Genomic DNA, 16,212 nt, shown 5'->3' with positions numbered 1-16,212 from the left:
GATTTCCGCGAAGTTGTGAAATCTGTGCTTCTTTGTTTTTTCATGTTGCGGAATATTCTTTCCTTTGCATATTCTTTTTTAATAAACAAAATAATATAGCTATGAGAAGCTTTGCATCAGACAATAATTCCGGTGTGCATCCTTTGGTTATGGAAGCGCTGAACCGGGCAAATCAGGACCATGCCGTAGGGTACGGGGACGATCCGTGGACAGAGGAAGCTGTTCGGAGAATAAGGGAAGTGTTTACTCCCGATTGTGAGCCGTTGTTCGTATTCAATGGAACGGGCAGTAATGCAGTGGCACTGCAACTTTGCACGCGTCCCTATAACTCGATTATTTGTGCAGAGACGGCACATATTTATGTAGACGAGTGTGGTTCGCCTGCCCGCATGACAGGTTGTCAGATACGTCCGGTGGCTACCCTTGACGGTAAGCTGACCCCCGATCTGATTCGTCCTTATCTCTGTCACTTCGGCGAGCAGCACCATTCCCAGCCCGGTGCCATTTATATCTCCCAATGCTCTGAACTGGGTACTATATATAAACCCGAGGAACTTCGTGCCCTTACGGAACTGGCCCACCGGCATGGCATGTACGTCCACATGGATGGTGCCCGCCTGGCAAATGCCTGTGCTGCCCTGAACCTCAGTTTCAAGGAATTGACGGTAGATTGCGGAATTGATGTCCTCAGCTTCGGCGGAACAAAGAACGGCTTGATGCTGGGTGAAAGTGTGATCGTGTTCAATCCGGCTTTGAAGAAAGAAGCTTATTTTGTGCGTAAGCAGTCGGCACAACTTGCTTCCAAGCTACGCTATCTCTCTTGTCAGTTCACGGCTTATCTGACGGACGATCTTTGGCTGAAGAATGCCATGCATGCCAACCGCATGGCAAAGATACTCTATGATGGATTGAAAGACTTGCCGGGTGTACGCTTTACGCAGCCCATGGAGAGCAACCAGCTTTTCCTGACGATGCCCCGTCCGGTAATCAATGAGCTTCTGAAAAGCTACTTCTTCTACTTTTGGGATGAATCGATCAACGAAATCCGCTTCGTGACGTCCTTTGATACTACCGAGAAGGATATCGAGGAGTTACTGCAATCGGTGAATACACTTCTGCAGAAGAGTTTGTAGAAAAGAAAAGCTCCTGACCTTCACAGGCTGGGAGCTTACTTTGAAACATTCCCCTCTTGGGGGTGAGGAGAATGTTTACTGAAAACAAACCGATTGAATATTTACCTTAATACCTTCGCATGATAACCTTTTTAACTAACCTTTTATAAACTTTTTGTTAGAGTATTTATATACCGGTCGCTTCACGGACCGGTACGAAAGTATATCCTTTCCGCTTCAGCGTCTTTATCATTTTGTCCAGATAGCCGTTATAGAATTTGTCCGTCCGGCGGTCGTCCGTTCCGAAGTGTATCAGCATCAGATGTCCGTTCAGACCTTCTTTCTTTTCTACTTCCATGATTTTGTCGTAGATGAACTGGCTGCTCCGATATTTCTTTCCCATGTCCGGCGTGGTGTAATCTGCGTTGCTCATGGTGCCGGGGGTGTAGTTGATGACCTGAATGCCCATGCTCTTTGCCCAGGCAGAGATTTCCTTGTTATAGTATTCGTAGGGAGGAATGTAGACCGGTGCATCCTTGTATTCGATACCTGCTTTGCGCAACGTTTCGTAACTTTTCAGCATGTCCTGCTCAAATTCCTCGCGGGTGACTAACAATGAATCGCGGTCTTCCCACGGCATGTACAACAGATGTCCGTAGCTGTGGCTGCCCACGTAGTGTCCTTCGGCGAGCAGGCGTTTCACTACTTCCGGGTAGAGTTCATAGAATTCGCCGGTAAAGAAGAAGCCGCCTTTGATGCCATGTTTCTTCAGGGTGCTGATGATGGCATCGGCACCGTCTGCTTTGTCGGCGGCAGTGAACACCAGTGTGATTTGCTTCTTCGATGGATCGGTGCGGATGATGCCGCCGTCTACGTATACGTTCTTGTCGTCCCGGATGTTGGCTTGCTTCATTCCTTCTTTCTGCATGGCAGAGAGATAGTAAGTGAGGCAGGCTGTTCCGTCCATGGTCGGTTCGTTGGTGGAATAGTCGTGGATGGCGTCATGGTAGACCATCTGGTCCGGTTGGAAGCGTTCGTAATCTTGACCGGGAGTACCGGGAATGCCCGTCATGTTTACGCCTCGCAGGCTTTCGAAGATGGTACGGTAAACGGGGCCGTCCACCAGTCCGCCGGTAGTATTGCCCACACCTGCATTCAGCAGGGAGGAGTGGGGCTGTGAGGGATAGTCGCCATAAAGCGGAAGTTCCACAATCATGCTGGTTCCCCAAGGGTTGCAGCCGAACAGCCAGTCGCGGAGGGCAGCCTCCATTTCTGCATAGGTGTTGTCGCCGGTTGTTTCGCGATAGAGGCGGCACTGGGTCAGCATGGCGGTAGTCAGGTTGTTGGAACACCATATATAAGGTATGCCGTGCAGGAAAGGAGTTTCCACTGCCTTTTCGTAAGTGCGTTCGATGCCCGTACGCATGTTGCGGATAAATTCTTTGCTGATGCGGTCGTTGCTTACTTGGGCAAGGTGGTAATGTCCCATGTTCATGAAGGGGTACCATTGGTAATGGCGTGCGCTGTCGGCGCCCATCCAGGGGGTGACCGGTTCGCGGCGTCCGTATTCAAGGGCTTGATCCAGGTATTTGCGGTCGCCGGTTGCTTTGTACAGTTCCATAGCGCCCAACTCCATGTCGTCCACCCAGTTGTCTTCTTCGTAGATGTAAGGAGACATGACGGAAGCGGTCTGGCATGCTCCCGGTTTTCTGACTCCTTCCTGATAGGCAGCATCTGCCTTTGCTTCTATTTCGGCTGCAAATTCGGGGTAGAAATCTTTCAGTATCTTGGCGCCCAAGGCAAAGCAGGAAGCAAACTTGCCGGCTGTACTGGCTACGCCGGTAGTGGTATTCTTGAACTCTCCGCGTACTTGCGGTTCGCCGCTGCAGAAGTAGACAGGGCGTCCTTTGCCCGGTCCGTATCCGTAATCTACCATATCTTTATTAGGAAGGCGCATGCCGGCATGGTCACGGTCATCGGCAATCTGGTTGTACAGTTCTCCCGGAGCGGGATTCATGCGGTTCAGCCAATCCAGTCCCCATTTTATTTCGTCCACAATGTCGGGGATGCCGTTAGCTCCCGGATGTCCGTTAGCATCGTATGCATCGCCGAATGATTCCGGATTCTCCTGATAGGCAAACATCATCTGATAGATGGCATTGGCGGAAGTGGTGGTATATTGCAGGTAGTCCGTTGCATCGTGCCAGCCGCCGCGCACGTCGATGTGCCGACCGGTTTTGGTGGGATGATATACGATATAGCCATCGTGTACGTGGCAGCTATCCTTTAAGAATGGATTATAGCCGCAACGTTGCTGGCGCATGTAGTTCAGCAGAAAATCTGCCGTACCGTTGTAGACGTGTGTATTGATGGGGAAGCGGGGAGAGATGGCTTTCCCGGCTTTCAGATAATAAGTGCCCGGTTCTGTGAAGTCACTGAAGTCCAGCCGGTAAGTACTTTTCATACCTCCCATTTTGCCGGTGGCTTTGGCTGCTGTGAAAGTACGTATATCCTTTCCGGTGAAGGCGTCTACCAATGTATAATTCTCTACATTCGTTCCTTCTTCACTCATGAATACAGCCACTTTGACGGATTGAGGCAGGTAGCCGAGTTGATTGATTCTGATCCACTCGTCCGCTTTGCCCGGCAAGGCGATGAAAGCTAATATTGCTGTTAATAGCCAATAATTATTCTTCATAAAGGGACTTCCTAATTTAAGGTTGGTATTTGATCTCTAAAAACAGGTTTTATCCTTTACAAATAAAGTAAATTCCATCTATTTTAGGAAGTTTTAGAATGAATAATTAGATTGTGTTATATGTCGTTTACAATATTTTAGTATTTCGTGGACGTGAAATGAACGATAGGCTAATTATAAGATGTTGTTTTTCATTTGTTTATCCTTATGTGTTATTCTTTTTAATTATCGTTTACATGTTTTAGTGATCAGGGAAACAAATTGGCGTGTTATTTGTTTTATGATATTTAGGATATAAAATTAGTAAACTATGGCTTATATTGATTATTATCAAGTCCTTGGAGTGGACAAAACGGCATCTCAGGCTGATATCAAGAAGGCGTACCGCAAACTGGCGCGTAAGTATCATCCTGACTTGAACCCGAATGACACTACAGCCAAGGATAAGTTTCAGGCTATCAACGAGGCAAACGAAGTGCTGAGTGATCCTGAGAAGCGAAAGAAATATGATGAATATGGCGAGCACTGGAAGCATGCCGATGAATTCGAGGCACAGAAACGGGCACAGCAACAGGCCGGTGCAGGAGGCTTCGGCGGATTTGGCGGTGGCGGTTTCGGTGGCTCCGGTGCAGGCTTTGGCACGGATGGAGGAGGTACCTATTGGTATTCTTCGGACGGGCAGGAGTTCTCGGGCAGTAATGCCGGAGGATTCTCTGATTTCTTTGAACAGATGTTCGGACATCGTACACGCGGTGGAGGCGGTGCTAATGCCGGTTTCCGCGGGCAGGATTTCCATGCGGACCTCAGTCTGTCGCTTCGTGATGCTGCGCAGACCCATAAGCAGATATTGACTGTGAATGGCAAGAATGTCCGCATTACGATCCCTGCCGGTGTGGCAAACGGTCAGGTTATCAAGTTGAAAGGCTATGGTGGCGAAGGTGTGAATGGTGGCCCTGCAGGCGACTTGTATATTACCTTTGTCATTGGAGAAGATGCTGTCTTTAAACGTCTGGGTGATGACTTGTATGTGGATGTTTCCATCGACCTGTATACGGCTCTCTTGGGTGGTGAACAGTTGGTAGATACGCTGGACGGTAAGGTGAAACTGAAAGTGAAACCCGAAACTCAGAGCGGGACTAAAGTACGCTTGAAAGGCAAGGGATTCCCCGTATATAAGAAGGAAGGGCAGTTTGGTGACCTCATTGTGACCTATTCCGTGAAGTTGCCGACGAACCTGACGGAGCAGCAGAAAGAGATGTTCCGCAAAATTCAAAGTATGAACTAAAAATGTCAGCACTATGCAGAACGAATTAATCATAGTAAGTGAATATTGCAGCAAGTGTCACATAGAACCTTCGTTTATAGACATGTTGCAGGAAGGTGGTCTGATAGATATTCAGACGGAGGAGGGGGAACGCTATCTGCTGTTTTCCCAGTTGCCGGATGTGGAGCGTTACAGTCGTATGTACTACGATTTATCCATCAATATGGAAGGTATCGATGCCATCCATCATTTGCTGGAACGACTGGAAGAGATGCAACAGGAAATACATTCTTTGCGTAGCAGGTTGAGGCTGTTTGGAGAATTTTGACTAAAGTAACCTATAAAAAAACGTTCCACCCGGTGAGGGTGGAACGTTTTTTATATAGTGAAACAGATTCGTTATTTGCGATAGCTTTCCAACTCTTCCGCTTTGAACTTGCGGATGAAGTTGAAGTGCTTTTCTACTTCAGCTTCTGCATAGTTTATGTAAACTACGGCGGACTTGGCGAACAGTTCAGGAGCTTTTGTTCCATCCTGGATAATGAGATGAGACATGATGCACACGGCAGCCATTTCGTAGAGGCGACGGGCAACGAAGTCAAGTAACTCCTGGCTTTGGGCTTCTTTCACGGCATTGGTACAAGCTTCGAACTTGTTGGTCATTTCCTTTACACGGTCCATCAGCGATTGCATTTCTGCACTGCATGGGATTGCTTCATAGTCGCGTAGGGTTGCTGCATACGAGCCGTTCGTTACATAACGGATGGCAGCTACGGTCTGCAACTGAGTGGTGCCTTCGTAAATGGAAGTGATGCGTGCATCGCGATAGATACGCTGGCAGGCATATTCCAGCATGAAGCCGGAACCACCGTGAATCTGGATGCTGTCGTAAGCGTTTTGGTTGGCGTACTCGGAGTTCATACCTTTTGCCAGCGGAGTAAAGGAGTCTGCCAACTTGGCATATTTCTTCTGTTCCTGGCGCTCTTCCGGAGTAAGTTTGCGCTCGCGGGCAATATCGTCCAATGCTTTGTAGATGTCTACATAACGGGAAGTCTGGTATAACAAGGCACGGCCTGCATCCAGTTTGGCCTTCATGATAGCCAGCATGTCATAAACAGCCGGGAATTCGATGATAGCTTTGCCGAACTGCTTGCGGTCTTTGGCGTATGCCAAGCCCTCATTGTAAGCAGCCTGCGAGAGACCTACCGACTGAGCGGCAATACCCAGGCGGGCGCCGTTCATCAAAGCCATTACGTATTTTATCAAACCGAGTTTGCGGTCACCGCAAAGTTCGGCTTTTGCATTCTTGTAAACCAGCTCGCAAGTAGGAGAACCATGAATACCGAGCTTGTTCTCGATGCGGCGTACGTTTACACCACCTTCGCGCTTGTCGTAGATGAACATGGAGAGACCACGGCCGTCTTTTGTCCCTTCTTCCGAACGGGCCAGCACGAGGTGAAGATCGGCATCACCGTTAGTGATGAAACGTTTCACACCATTCAGGCGCCAGCAGTTGTTGGCTTCGTCGAAGGTTGCTTTCAGCATGACGGATTGCAGGTCGGAGCCGGCATCCGGTTCGGTCAAGTCCATAGACATGGTTTCGCCCTGGCAGATGCGGGGGATGAAACGGCTGTGCTGGTCTTCGTTACCGAATTCGTACAGAGTTTCGATACAGTCCTGCAAAGACCAGATGTTTCCGAAGCCTGCATCGGCAGCAGCCACGATTTCGGCACACATGGTATAGGGAGTAATCGGGAAGTTCAGACCACCGAAGCGGCGCGGCATGGTCATACCGTTCAGGCCGGCTTTTACCATGGCGTCGAGGTTCTGCTTCGTTCCGCTGGCGTATTCCACGCGGCCGTTGGCGCAGTGGGGACCTTCTTCGTCCACGCCTTCTGCATTCGGTGCAATGATTTCGCCGGTAATCTCACCGGTGATTTCGAGCACCTTATCGTAAGAGTCCATTGCGTCCGCATAGTCCTGCGGGGCATAGTCATACTTGTCTTTGTCTTCGTAACCGCGTTCTTTCAGTTCGCAGATACGTTCCATCATCGGGTTGTCCAAGTGATACTTGAGTTCCGGTATATCTGTATAAAAATTAGCCATAGTTTTCTTACTTACTATTCTGTTTGTAATACTTAATCATCTTCGGGATAACCTCTTCCACTGTGCCATTGATAACATAGTCGGCAATCGTATTGATAGGAGCATTCTCATCGTTGTTTATGGAGATGATGATGCCACTTTCCTGCATACCGGCAATGTGCTGGATTTGTCCTGAGATACCACAAGCGATATACAACTTGGGACGCACCGTTACACCCGTCTGACCGATCTGGCGGTCATGGTCGGCATAGCCTGCATCGACGGCAGCCCGGCTGGCGCCTACTTCGGCGTGAAGTTCCTTGGCCAGTTCGAACAGCATGTTGAAGTTTTCTCTGCTGCCCATGCCGTAGCCACCGGCAACAACGATAGGAGCACCTTTCAAGTTGTGTTTTGCCTTTTCTACGTGGCGGTCGATGACCTTTACTACGTAGTCCGTTTCGGGAACGTACTTGGCAACGTCGTGGTTGATGACTTCACCTTTGTAGTTGGCATCGAGAATTTCTTTCTTCATCACACCCTCACGCACGGTAGCCATTTGCGGACGGTGTTCGGGATTTACAATCGTGGCAACGATGTTACCGCCGAAAGCGGGGCGTATCTGATACAACAGATTTTCGTAAACCTTGCCTTCTTTCTTATCTTCGTGGTCACCGATTTCAAGAGAAGTACAGTCGGCCGTCAGACCGCTGGTCAAAGCTGAAGAAACACGCGGGCCGAGGTCGCGGCCGATAACCGTAGCACCCATCAGGCAGATTTGCGGTTTCTCTTCCTTGAACAAGTTGATGAGGACGGAGGAGTGGGGAAGGGAAGTATAGGGAAACAAGCCCGGAGCGTCGAATACATGGAGTTTGTCTACGCCGAGAGGCAATACTTGCTTTTCAATGCCTGCCAGATTGCTACCGGCAGCAACAGCTTCCAGCTGGCAACCCAACTGATTAGCCAATTTACGACCTTTGGTCAAGAGTTCGAGACTGACGTCGGCAACTGTAGTGCCTTCTATCTCTAAATATACAAATACATTATTCATAATCTTATCCTATCGTATGGTTAGCTAACAGTTCAACAATCAAATCTTCTACATCCTTGTCACTGCCCGTCAGCGTCTTGCTTTCTTTGGCTTGGAACGAAATGTTCTGAATGGTCTTTACCTTCGTGGGCGAACCGCTCAGACCACATTGTGCGAGGTCACCGTTTACATCGGCCACGCTCCATTCCGTGATGTTGAGATAGGGATATTTCTCATAAAGGGCTGCGTAAGCCAGTTCGGCACCTTCTTTGGCGATGGCTGCTTTCTCCTGGGCGCCGAGGGCACGTTTGTATTTCTGCACCAGTTTGGCGTTGCGCGGGCGGCAGGGGGCTGCACTTCCGTTCACAGTGATGACGATAGGCAGGGGAGCTTCCACGGTTTCTACACCGCCGTCGATATGACGTTTCACGGTAATCTTTTTCGCAGCTTTGTCTACGTTCAGAATCTCTTCGGCATACGTCACCTGCGTCAATCCCAGTTTCTCGGCAACCTGCGGACCTACTTGTGCGGTGTCACCGTCGATGGCTTGGCGTCCGCCGATGATAACATCGCAGTCACCAATTTTTCGGATGGCAGTGGCAAGGGCATACGAAGTGGCGAGGGTATCTGCGCCGGCAAATGCGCGGTCGGTTAGCAGATAACCGTTGTCGGCACCACGGTAGAGTCCTTCACGAATGATTTCGGCTGCGCGTCCCGGTCCCATGGTAAGGATGGTTACAGTGGAACCCGGATATTCATCTTTCAGTCGAAGTGCTTGCTCAAGGGCATTCAGGTCTTCGGGGTTGAAGATGGCAGGGAGTGCCGCGCGGTTAATGGTTCCGTCGGCTTTCATGGCATCTTTCCCAACGTTGCGTGTGTCGGGAACTTGTTTTGCCAATACAACAATTTTCAAACTCATGCTATTAATTATTAGTATTAGTATTCTGTACGTCAGTGCCGGGAATAGGAGTAGTAGAATCCTGCTACTGAAATTATCCGGTTAACTATCAGCGTGCAAATTTACGGAAAGTGTTGGTTTTGACAAGTAAATGGAGCGAAAAATGCACAAGTTGGAGGTTTTTGCGCAAAAAAAGGCCGCTACGTAGCTCTGCGTAACGGCCTTTATTATGTGTTAACCACGCAACTTAATGGCGTAGTTCCTATATTTTATTTAATTCCCAGCTTGTTCAGGATTGCTTTGGGAACGGCATTTTTATGTACCAGGACGTTGATGGTCTTGTAGGCAACGAACGGTTTGGAAGCATACCAGGTACCTTTGTACGGGTTGTTTGTTCCCCAAGAGTTCTTTACCATATAGTATTCTTTACCATTCTGATCTTTGGCAATACCGTAGATAAGCATACCGTGGTCGTCAGTAGTTTGCCAGTTGTCGAATGCTTCCTGGCGCATTTCCTGTGTTACGGTGATTTCGGGCATCGGGCGGGAAGTCAGTTCTTTGCGCTTGTCTTCGGCTTTCAGTCCCAACCAGTGTGCCATATCCGAACCGGTAAGTTCGGCACCACGTGCTGCATCCGGCATTACGGCAATACCATCACGCGTGAATCCGTCTTCGCTTACATCGCTGCCCCAAGCTACGGTATAACCGTTGTTCACAGCATTTTCAATCACTGACATGAACTCCATCAGCGGCAGATTCCATGACAGGCCGTTACGCCAATTGTCCTGGATTTCGATGTTCATCTGAGTATAGAACGGGTGGTGAGTGAAAGAAGTCAATGAGATATAATCGTCCGGATTGATACCGAGGGATTCGCCAAAGCTCTTCGGAGTATATTCTTTACCTTTATAGGTGAACTTATCCGGACACTTGCCAAGATAGGTGTCATAGATGGCACAAACTCCCTTTTTCCATACCGGAGTCAATTTCTTAAAGTTGCCTTTGGCTATGGCTTTTACATAAGCGCCGGCTACAGCATCCAGCTCGTTATGCACGGGCAGAGTGTCGCCGTACATGATGCCAGGCATAGCTTCCTGCGGCACCATTCCATAATTGCGGAGGCAATACATCACATCGTAGAAGCTGCCGCCGGGGGAGAAAGAACTGTCACCGTGATAACGTACATAGTTCTGTGCGCGGTCTACCATTGTGTGGTGAACGACAAACATTTCAGAAAGGTCGTATTCACCTTTGCCCATGCGCAACAGTTCGCTTTCCAGGAAACCGATACTTGAGAAGCTCCAACATGTGGAGGAACGGTTCTGATTCTTTACGGAGGTAATGGGGTTTTCTTTTACAGTAGTAAAGACGAAACCCTCTTCTTTCGGAGTGTTTTGTGCCATCATGTTCAGGCTCAACAATCCCAGTGCTGCAATTAGTAGTGACTTTCTCATTATTATTAAAATGTTATTAAATTATAGTTGCAACCGCAAATATAGGTAGAATCTCGTAAACAAAAGCTATATTTGGGGTGTTAATTGTGCAACTTATGGAAAATATTATACGTATTGACGACCGTAGCGGTCTGGTTCTGGAAGGGGGCGGCATGCGCGGCGTCTTCACTTGTGGTGTGCTCGACAATTTTATGGACCGGGGCGTCCGATTTCCTTATTCAATCGGTGTCAGTGCGGGAGCATGCAACGGGCTTTCTTATATGTCCGGCCAGCGTGGCCGTGCCAAGTATAGTAATATTGACCTGCTGGAGAAGTACAATTACATCGGCTTGAAGCATCTGCTGAAGAAGCGTAATATCCTGGACTTCGACCTACTGTTCCAGGAATTCCCCGAACACATATTGCCTTATGATTACGAGGCTTACTCCCGTTGTCCCGAGCGTTTTGTCATGGTGACGACAAACTGCGAGACGGGTGAGGCGAACTATTTTGAGGAAAAGCAGAGTAAGGCACGTATCATCGACATTGTCCGTGCTTCGAGCAGCCTGCCTTTTGTTTGCCCCATTGCTTATGTAGACGGTGTTCCTATGCTCGACGGTGGCATTGTGGACAGTATTCCCGTGATGCGTGCGCGCCAGGATGGTTTTACTCATAATGTAGTGGTGCTGACCCGCAACCGTGGCTATCGAAAAGAAACAAAAGACATTAAGATACCTTCTTTCCTTTACCGGAAATATCCTAAAGTGCGCGAAGCGCTGAGTCGCCGTTGCCGTGCGTACAACGAACAACTAGAGTTGGTGGAACGCTTGGAAGATGCCGGGGAAATCATGGTTATCCGTCCGCAGAAGCCCGTAGTGGTAGACCGTATTGAACGGGATATCCGGAAGTTGACGGAATTTTATGAAGAAGGGTATCAGTGTGCGGCACAGTATACGATTGCCTGAAAGTGATTGCCAAATAATGATTGCTGTTTTATGGCAATCATTATTTGGCAATCACTTTCTTTATTCATATCTTTGTGAAATCTAACCATTAGAGGTGTTATTTATGCAAAATCCATTTGTTACTAACGGTTATGTTTCTCCCAAGTATTTCTGTGACCGCGAAGTGGAAACAGAAGATATCACTACGCTGCTGCTCAACGGAAACAATATAGCCTTGATCTCTCCCCGTCGTTACGGGAAGACAGATTTGATACGTCACTGCTTTTCGCAGCCTGACGTAGCGGAGCATTACTATACATTTATTGTCGATATCTATGCAACCCGTTCTTTGCGCGATTTGGTAAACAAGCTGGGTAAAACTATACTTGATGCATTGAAGCCCCGGGGGCGTAAAGTGTGGGAGATTTTTGTCAATGCTATCACTTCTTTGCAGGCAGGTATTACGTATGATATAGGAGGGGCTCCTACGTGGAATATCAGTTTGGGAGATATTAATAATCCGGCGGCTTCACTTGATGAGATCTTTCACTATCTTCAGCGGGCAGACCGTCCGTGCTTGTTAGCTATTGATGAGTTTCAGCAGATAGGGAAGTACCCTGAAGACACGATTGAGGCCACATTGCGTACTTATGTGCAATATTGCAGCAATGCCCGTTTTGTTTTTTCCGGTTCACAGCGACACTTGATGGGGAGCATCTTTACTTCACCCTCCCGTCCTTTTTATCAGAGTGTTACTATCATGAATCTTCCGCCCATTCCTCGGGAGAAATATACCGAATTTGCTGTTCGCCACTTCCGTGAGTCCGGCAAGACGTTGCGACCCGAAGTGATAGATATGCTTTATGATCGCTTTCGTGGTGGAACATTCTATTTGCAGAAAGTGATGAATATTCTTTTTCTCCGGACACCTGAAGGCGGTACGTGCGGACCGGAAATGATAGAGGGGGGTATCGACTACATTGTCAACTTTACGGCAGATACGTATGCCGAATTGCTCTATCAATTGCCCGATAAGCAGAAACAAGTACTCATTGCCATCAACCGTGAAGGGCAGGCGCGTAATGTTATCTCCGGTGCATTTTCTAAACGCTACGGGTTGGTATCTCCCAGTTCAGTACGCTCTGCATTGGCGGGTTTGCTTGATAAAGACTTCATAACAAAGGAGCGGGATTACTATCAGGTGTACGATCTCTTTTTTAGCATTTGGCTGGCGAGAGAGGAACATTGATAAGAAATAATCCAGCCTGTACTCTTCACTCTACCATAACTACTTCTGAGAGGGGGATCTCTTTGGCACCGAGGAAGACAAGGTTCCCCGGTGTGGGAAAGGGTGTTTCCCGGTGCCGAACTTTTCATTCCCCGGTGCTGGAGAAATTGGAAACTTACCTCATTCCTGAAACTGTAATGAATTAATTCTGCTAATGGAATTTGTTCTCATGCTTTTCTATTGATGGAAATCACAGCTAAAACAAAAGCTCATTTAGCAAAAAAAAACATGCCTAGAGTGCCTTTTAAGAGGAGATGTATCAAAAATACTACCTTTCGTAACATTTGTTATATGCCTGATAAATGCTTTGCCTTACTTTTGCCAGCACAAAACCCATTTAGGGCTCAATAATAGATTTTTTATTAACTTTAAACTAATAAGTATGTTGAAAGACATTAGTCTCAGGATTTGCACATTAATTGTGCTTCTCTTAGCGGGCATTACTTCATTTGCCCAGCAAATTCAGGTGAAAGGTACTGTTGTAGAGAAATCTACCGGTGAGTCGATTATCGGTGCTTCTGTATTGGAAATCGGCTCTGATAGCAACGGAGCGATAACGGATATTGATGGTAATTTTACCCTCTCTGTTGCTTCCGGTGCTACATTGTCTGTATCTTATATCGGGTACAAGACGGCTACGGTGAAAGCTCAACCAATCTTACGTATCGAGTTGGTAGAAGACTCGCAAATGATTGATGAGGTAGTGGTAACCGGTTATATGGCTGAAAAGAAAGCCAGTCTTACGGGTTCGGTTGCTGTTGTGAAGATGAAAGATGTTGCTGATATCCCGACCGGTAATGTTCTGTCGAGTTTGCAAGGGCGCGTAGCAGGTATGAACATTACCACCGATGGCACCCCGGGTGGTGGAAATACTTCTACGCTGGTTCGTGGAAAATCATCTTTCCGTGATGGTGCTAACTCTCCTCTTTATGTAATAGACGGTGTGATGACACGTGAAAACATCTCTTCCATTCTTTCTTCCAATGATGTGGAATCCATTCAGGTATTGAAAGATGCTGCTTCTGCTGCTATCTATGGTGCACAAGCTGCCAATGGTGTCATCATCATCACCACTAAACGTGCCAAGAAAGGAGAAACGCGTGTTGATTTTGATATGTCGTTGACAATGCAGACTTATCAATGTGGCTTTGATATGCTGAATGCTGATGAGTGGGGGCAGGTTTACTGGCAGGCCTATAAATACGCTAATAACGGTGCTACTCCGAGTAGTGAAATATATGGTAACGGTGCCACTCCCAAACTTCAGGATTATATTGGCCTGAATGGTGTAAAGGTACATGCTGTCGATACCGATTGGCGTGATGTAATTTACCGTACGGCTTTGATGCAGAACTATAGTGCTACACTTTCCAAAGGCTCTGACAATGGCTCTTTTTCGTTGGCTTTGAACTATCTCGACCACGATGGTCTGGTGAAGAATACTAATTTCCAGCGTATCAATACCCGTATCAGTTCTAACTATCATTACCTGAATAATCGTCTGCGTATCGGTGAGAATGTTGCCATCAATCGCTGGACACAAACGCTCAGTCCCGGTGGCGTGGATGAAAATGCCATCAAGCAACATCCGGCCAAGAGTGTTTACGATGAAAATGGTGGTTACAATGATGCAATCAACGATGTTTTGGGTGATGCTCCCAATATGGCCCGTCTGCTTGAAAACGAAAAGCAAAACAAGCATGAATATTGGCGTATTTTCGGTAATGCATTCCTTGAAATAGAGCCGATAAAGAATCTGGTGTTGCGTACAAACTTTGGCTTAAACTTTTACGACGAAACCAATAAGGTTTTTGAACCTGCTTGGGCGCGTGATGAAGTTAATAAACTGACTCAGGAATCTAAGAAGAACCTCGACTGGGTGTGGACGAATACTGCCACTTATACCACGTCGTTCGGTAAGAACAACATAACTGCATTACTTGCTACGGAAGCCAAGAAGAACCATTCGGAAACAATGTTCGGTTATGGTACAGGACTTGCGGTAGAAAATGAAGATTATATCTATCTTGATGCTGTGACAGCTGGTAAGAATGTGGGTGCAGGTGCTTCTAACTATGCTATGGTTTCTTACTTTGGTAAAGTGAATTATGATTATGAAGGACGCTATCTGGCATCCGTTACGGTTCGTCGCGATGCTTCTTCACGCTTGGCAAAAGGCAATAATGCGGATTATTTCCCCTCGGTTTCGGCAGGTTGGCGTATTTCGAGCGAGAGGTTTATGGAATCTACTCGGAATTGGCTGACGGATTTGAAACTTCGTGCTTCCTGGGGTATTAACGGCAATGATATCATTGATAACGAAGCTCCTTACACAAAGTATCTTATCAGCTTGAAAGATGCCAGTTATAATATGAATGGTGATGGCACTACTCTTGCTCCCGGTGGCTATAAGGTGAGGTCGACCAATCCTGATTTGAAATGGGAAAGTACGAGACAAACGAATGTTGGTATAGATGCTGCTTTTCTGAATGGACGTCTGAGTGCTTCTCTTGATTATTTTGATAAGAAGACAAGTGATATGCTTGTTGAGAAACCATATATTGCGGTAATCGGTGAAGGTGGTTACTGCTGGTATAATGGTGGTACGATGAGTAATAAAGGTTTTGAAATGTCTTTGAGTTGGAGAGATAAAATCAAGGACTTCCAATACAATGTGGACTTCAACCTTTCTTATTATAAGAATGAAGTTACTGAGCTGACCGAAGAAATCTACTATACTTATGGCGGTGGTAATGGCGTTGACAAGACATTGGTAGGCCAGCCTTTCGGTTCTTGGATGGGATTCAAGACAGACGGTGTATTCCGTACGCAAGAAGAAGTGGATGAATACAAGTCTAAGTATAATGTACAATTCGGTGCTCCTGCTGTAGGACGTATCAAGTATGTAGATGCCGATGGAAATGGTGATATCAATACGAACGATCGTGTATGGTTGGGATCTGATAATCCGAAAGTGATTGGCGGTCTTACTCTTGGTGCATCATGGAAAGGTTTCGATATGAATGTGTTCTTCAACGGCATGATTCGTGATGCTTACAATAATGCTAAATATTATACGGATTTATTCCAATGCTGGAGCGGTAACCACTCTACCCGCTTGCTCGAAGCGATGCATGCTTATCAGAATTTTGAGAAAACCGGTGTTTACAATAGCAATGTGCCTGCCTTGACTACTCTTAATAGCAACAATGAACATGAAGTATCGCAATTCTATATTGAAGACGGCTCATATATTAAGCTAAAAAGTCTTACATTGGGTTATTCACTTCCGAAGTCAGTTCTTGATAAGATGAAATTGCGCAATGCACGTGTTTATTTCCAGGCTCAGAACCTGTTTACAATTACCGGTTATACGGGTGCGGATCCTGAAGGTTTGGGTTATCCTTATCCTTTGCCCCGTTCGTTCTCTTTAGGATTATCATTTGGTTTCTAAACTTTAAAA

General features: G+C 47.1%; 11 protein-coding genes. 6 read left to right on the top strand and 5 right to left on the bottom strand.

Annotation, left to right across the window (positions count from 1 at the left end; genetic code table 11):
* The first annotated feature begins 101 nt into the window (after window positions 1-101).
* On the top strand, window positions 102-1,133 hold the full coding sequence (locus AAE250_RS15950; RefSeq protein WP_294600468.1) for a threonine aldolase family protein: 1,032 nt from the start codon (window positions 102-104) through the stop codon (window positions 1,131-1,133).
* Window positions 1,134-1,299: 166 nt separating this feature from the next.
* Here AAE250_RS15950 and AAE250_RS15945 read toward each other — a convergent pair whose 3' ends face one another.
* A complete protein-coding gene (locus AAE250_RS15945) occupies window positions 1,300-3,810 on the bottom strand; it encodes a glycoside hydrolase family 9 protein (RefSeq protein ID WP_294600470.1) in 2,511 nt (836 codons plus the stop codon).
* Window positions 3,811-4,120: 310 nt separating this feature from the next.
* On the opposite strand from AAE250_RS15945, the gene AAE250_RS15940 reads away from it, so the two are divergent.
* Complete coding sequence (locus AAE250_RS15940) at window positions 4,121-5,095, top strand: J domain-containing protein (protein WP_294600472.1); 975 nt, start codon at window positions 4,121-4,123, stop codon at window positions 5,093-5,095.
* Between the two features lie 13 nt (window positions 5,096-5,108).
* Entirely contained in the window at window positions 5,109-5,402 is a 294-nt protein-coding gene (locus AAE250_RS15935; RefSeq protein WP_294600474.1) for a chaperone modulator CbpM, read from the top strand.
* A gap of 71 nt (window positions 5,403-5,473) precedes the next feature.
* Here AAE250_RS15935 and AAE250_RS15930 read toward each other — a convergent pair whose 3' ends face one another.
* The 4 genes from AAE250_RS15930 to AAE250_RS15915 all read right to left on the bottom strand — a co-directional run bounded on the left by AAE250_RS15930 (window position 5,474) and on the right by AAE250_RS15915 (window position 10,538).
* Window positions 5,474-7,180: an acyl-CoA dehydrogenase family protein gene (locus AAE250_RS15930; RefSeq protein ID WP_294600475.1), complete on the bottom strand. Its 1,707-nt coding sequence runs from the start codon at window positions 7,178-7,180 to the stop codon at window positions 5,474-5,476.
* A 7-nt stretch (window positions 7,181-7,187) separates the two neighbouring features.
* Window positions 7,188-8,207, bottom strand: a complete 1,020-nt coding sequence (locus AAE250_RS15925) for an electron transfer flavoprotein subunit alpha/FixB family protein (RefSeq protein ID WP_294600477.1) — start codon at window positions 8,205-8,207, stop codon at window positions 7,188-7,190.
* A 4-nt stretch (window positions 8,208-8,211) separates the two neighbouring features.
* Window positions 8,212-9,105, bottom strand: coding sequence for an electron transfer flavoprotein subunit beta/FixA family protein (locus AAE250_RS15920; protein WP_294600478.1), 894 nt, complete (start codon window positions 9,103-9,105; stop codon window positions 8,212-8,214).
* Between the two features lie 248 nt (window positions 9,106-9,353).
* On the bottom strand, window positions 9,354-10,538 hold the full coding sequence (locus AAE250_RS15915; RefSeq protein ID WP_294600480.1) for an aminopeptidase C: 1,185 nt from the start codon (window positions 10,536-10,538) through the stop codon (window positions 9,354-9,356).
* 95 nt (window positions 10,539-10,633) lie between these two features.
* Between AAE250_RS15915 and AAE250_RS15910 the strand changes: the two genes are divergently transcribed.
* The 3 genes from AAE250_RS15910 (at window position 10,634) to AAE250_RS15900 (ending at window position 16,203) form a co-directional block, all read left to right on the top strand.
* Window positions 10,634-11,482: a patatin-like phospholipase family protein gene (locus tag AAE250_RS15910; RefSeq protein ID WP_294600481.1), complete on the top strand. Its 849-nt coding sequence runs from the start codon at window positions 10,634-10,636 to the stop codon at window positions 11,480-11,482.
* A gap of 103 nt (window positions 11,483-11,585) precedes the next feature.
* Window positions 11,586-12,710 (top strand): AAA family ATPase, encoded by a 1,125-nt coding sequence (locus AAE250_RS15905; RefSeq protein WP_294600483.1) that lies wholly within the window; start codon window positions 11,586-11,588, stop codon window positions 12,708-12,710.
* 421 nt (window positions 12,711-13,131) lie between these two features.
* A complete protein-coding gene (locus AAE250_RS15900) occupies window positions 13,132-16,203 on the top strand; it encodes a SusC/RagA family TonB-linked outer membrane protein (protein WP_294600485.1) in 3,072 nt (1,023 codons plus the stop codon).
* The last annotated feature ends 9 nt before the right edge of the window (window positions 16,204-16,212 follow it).

The organism is Bacteroides sp. GD17, from assembly GCF_038448625.1.
Lineage (GTDB): Bacteria > Bacteroidota > Bacteroidia > Bacteroidales > Bacteroidaceae > Bacteroides.
The sequence above is the reverse complement of the archived record's forward strand: the minus strand, read 5'-3'. Positions and strand labels throughout refer to the sequence as shown.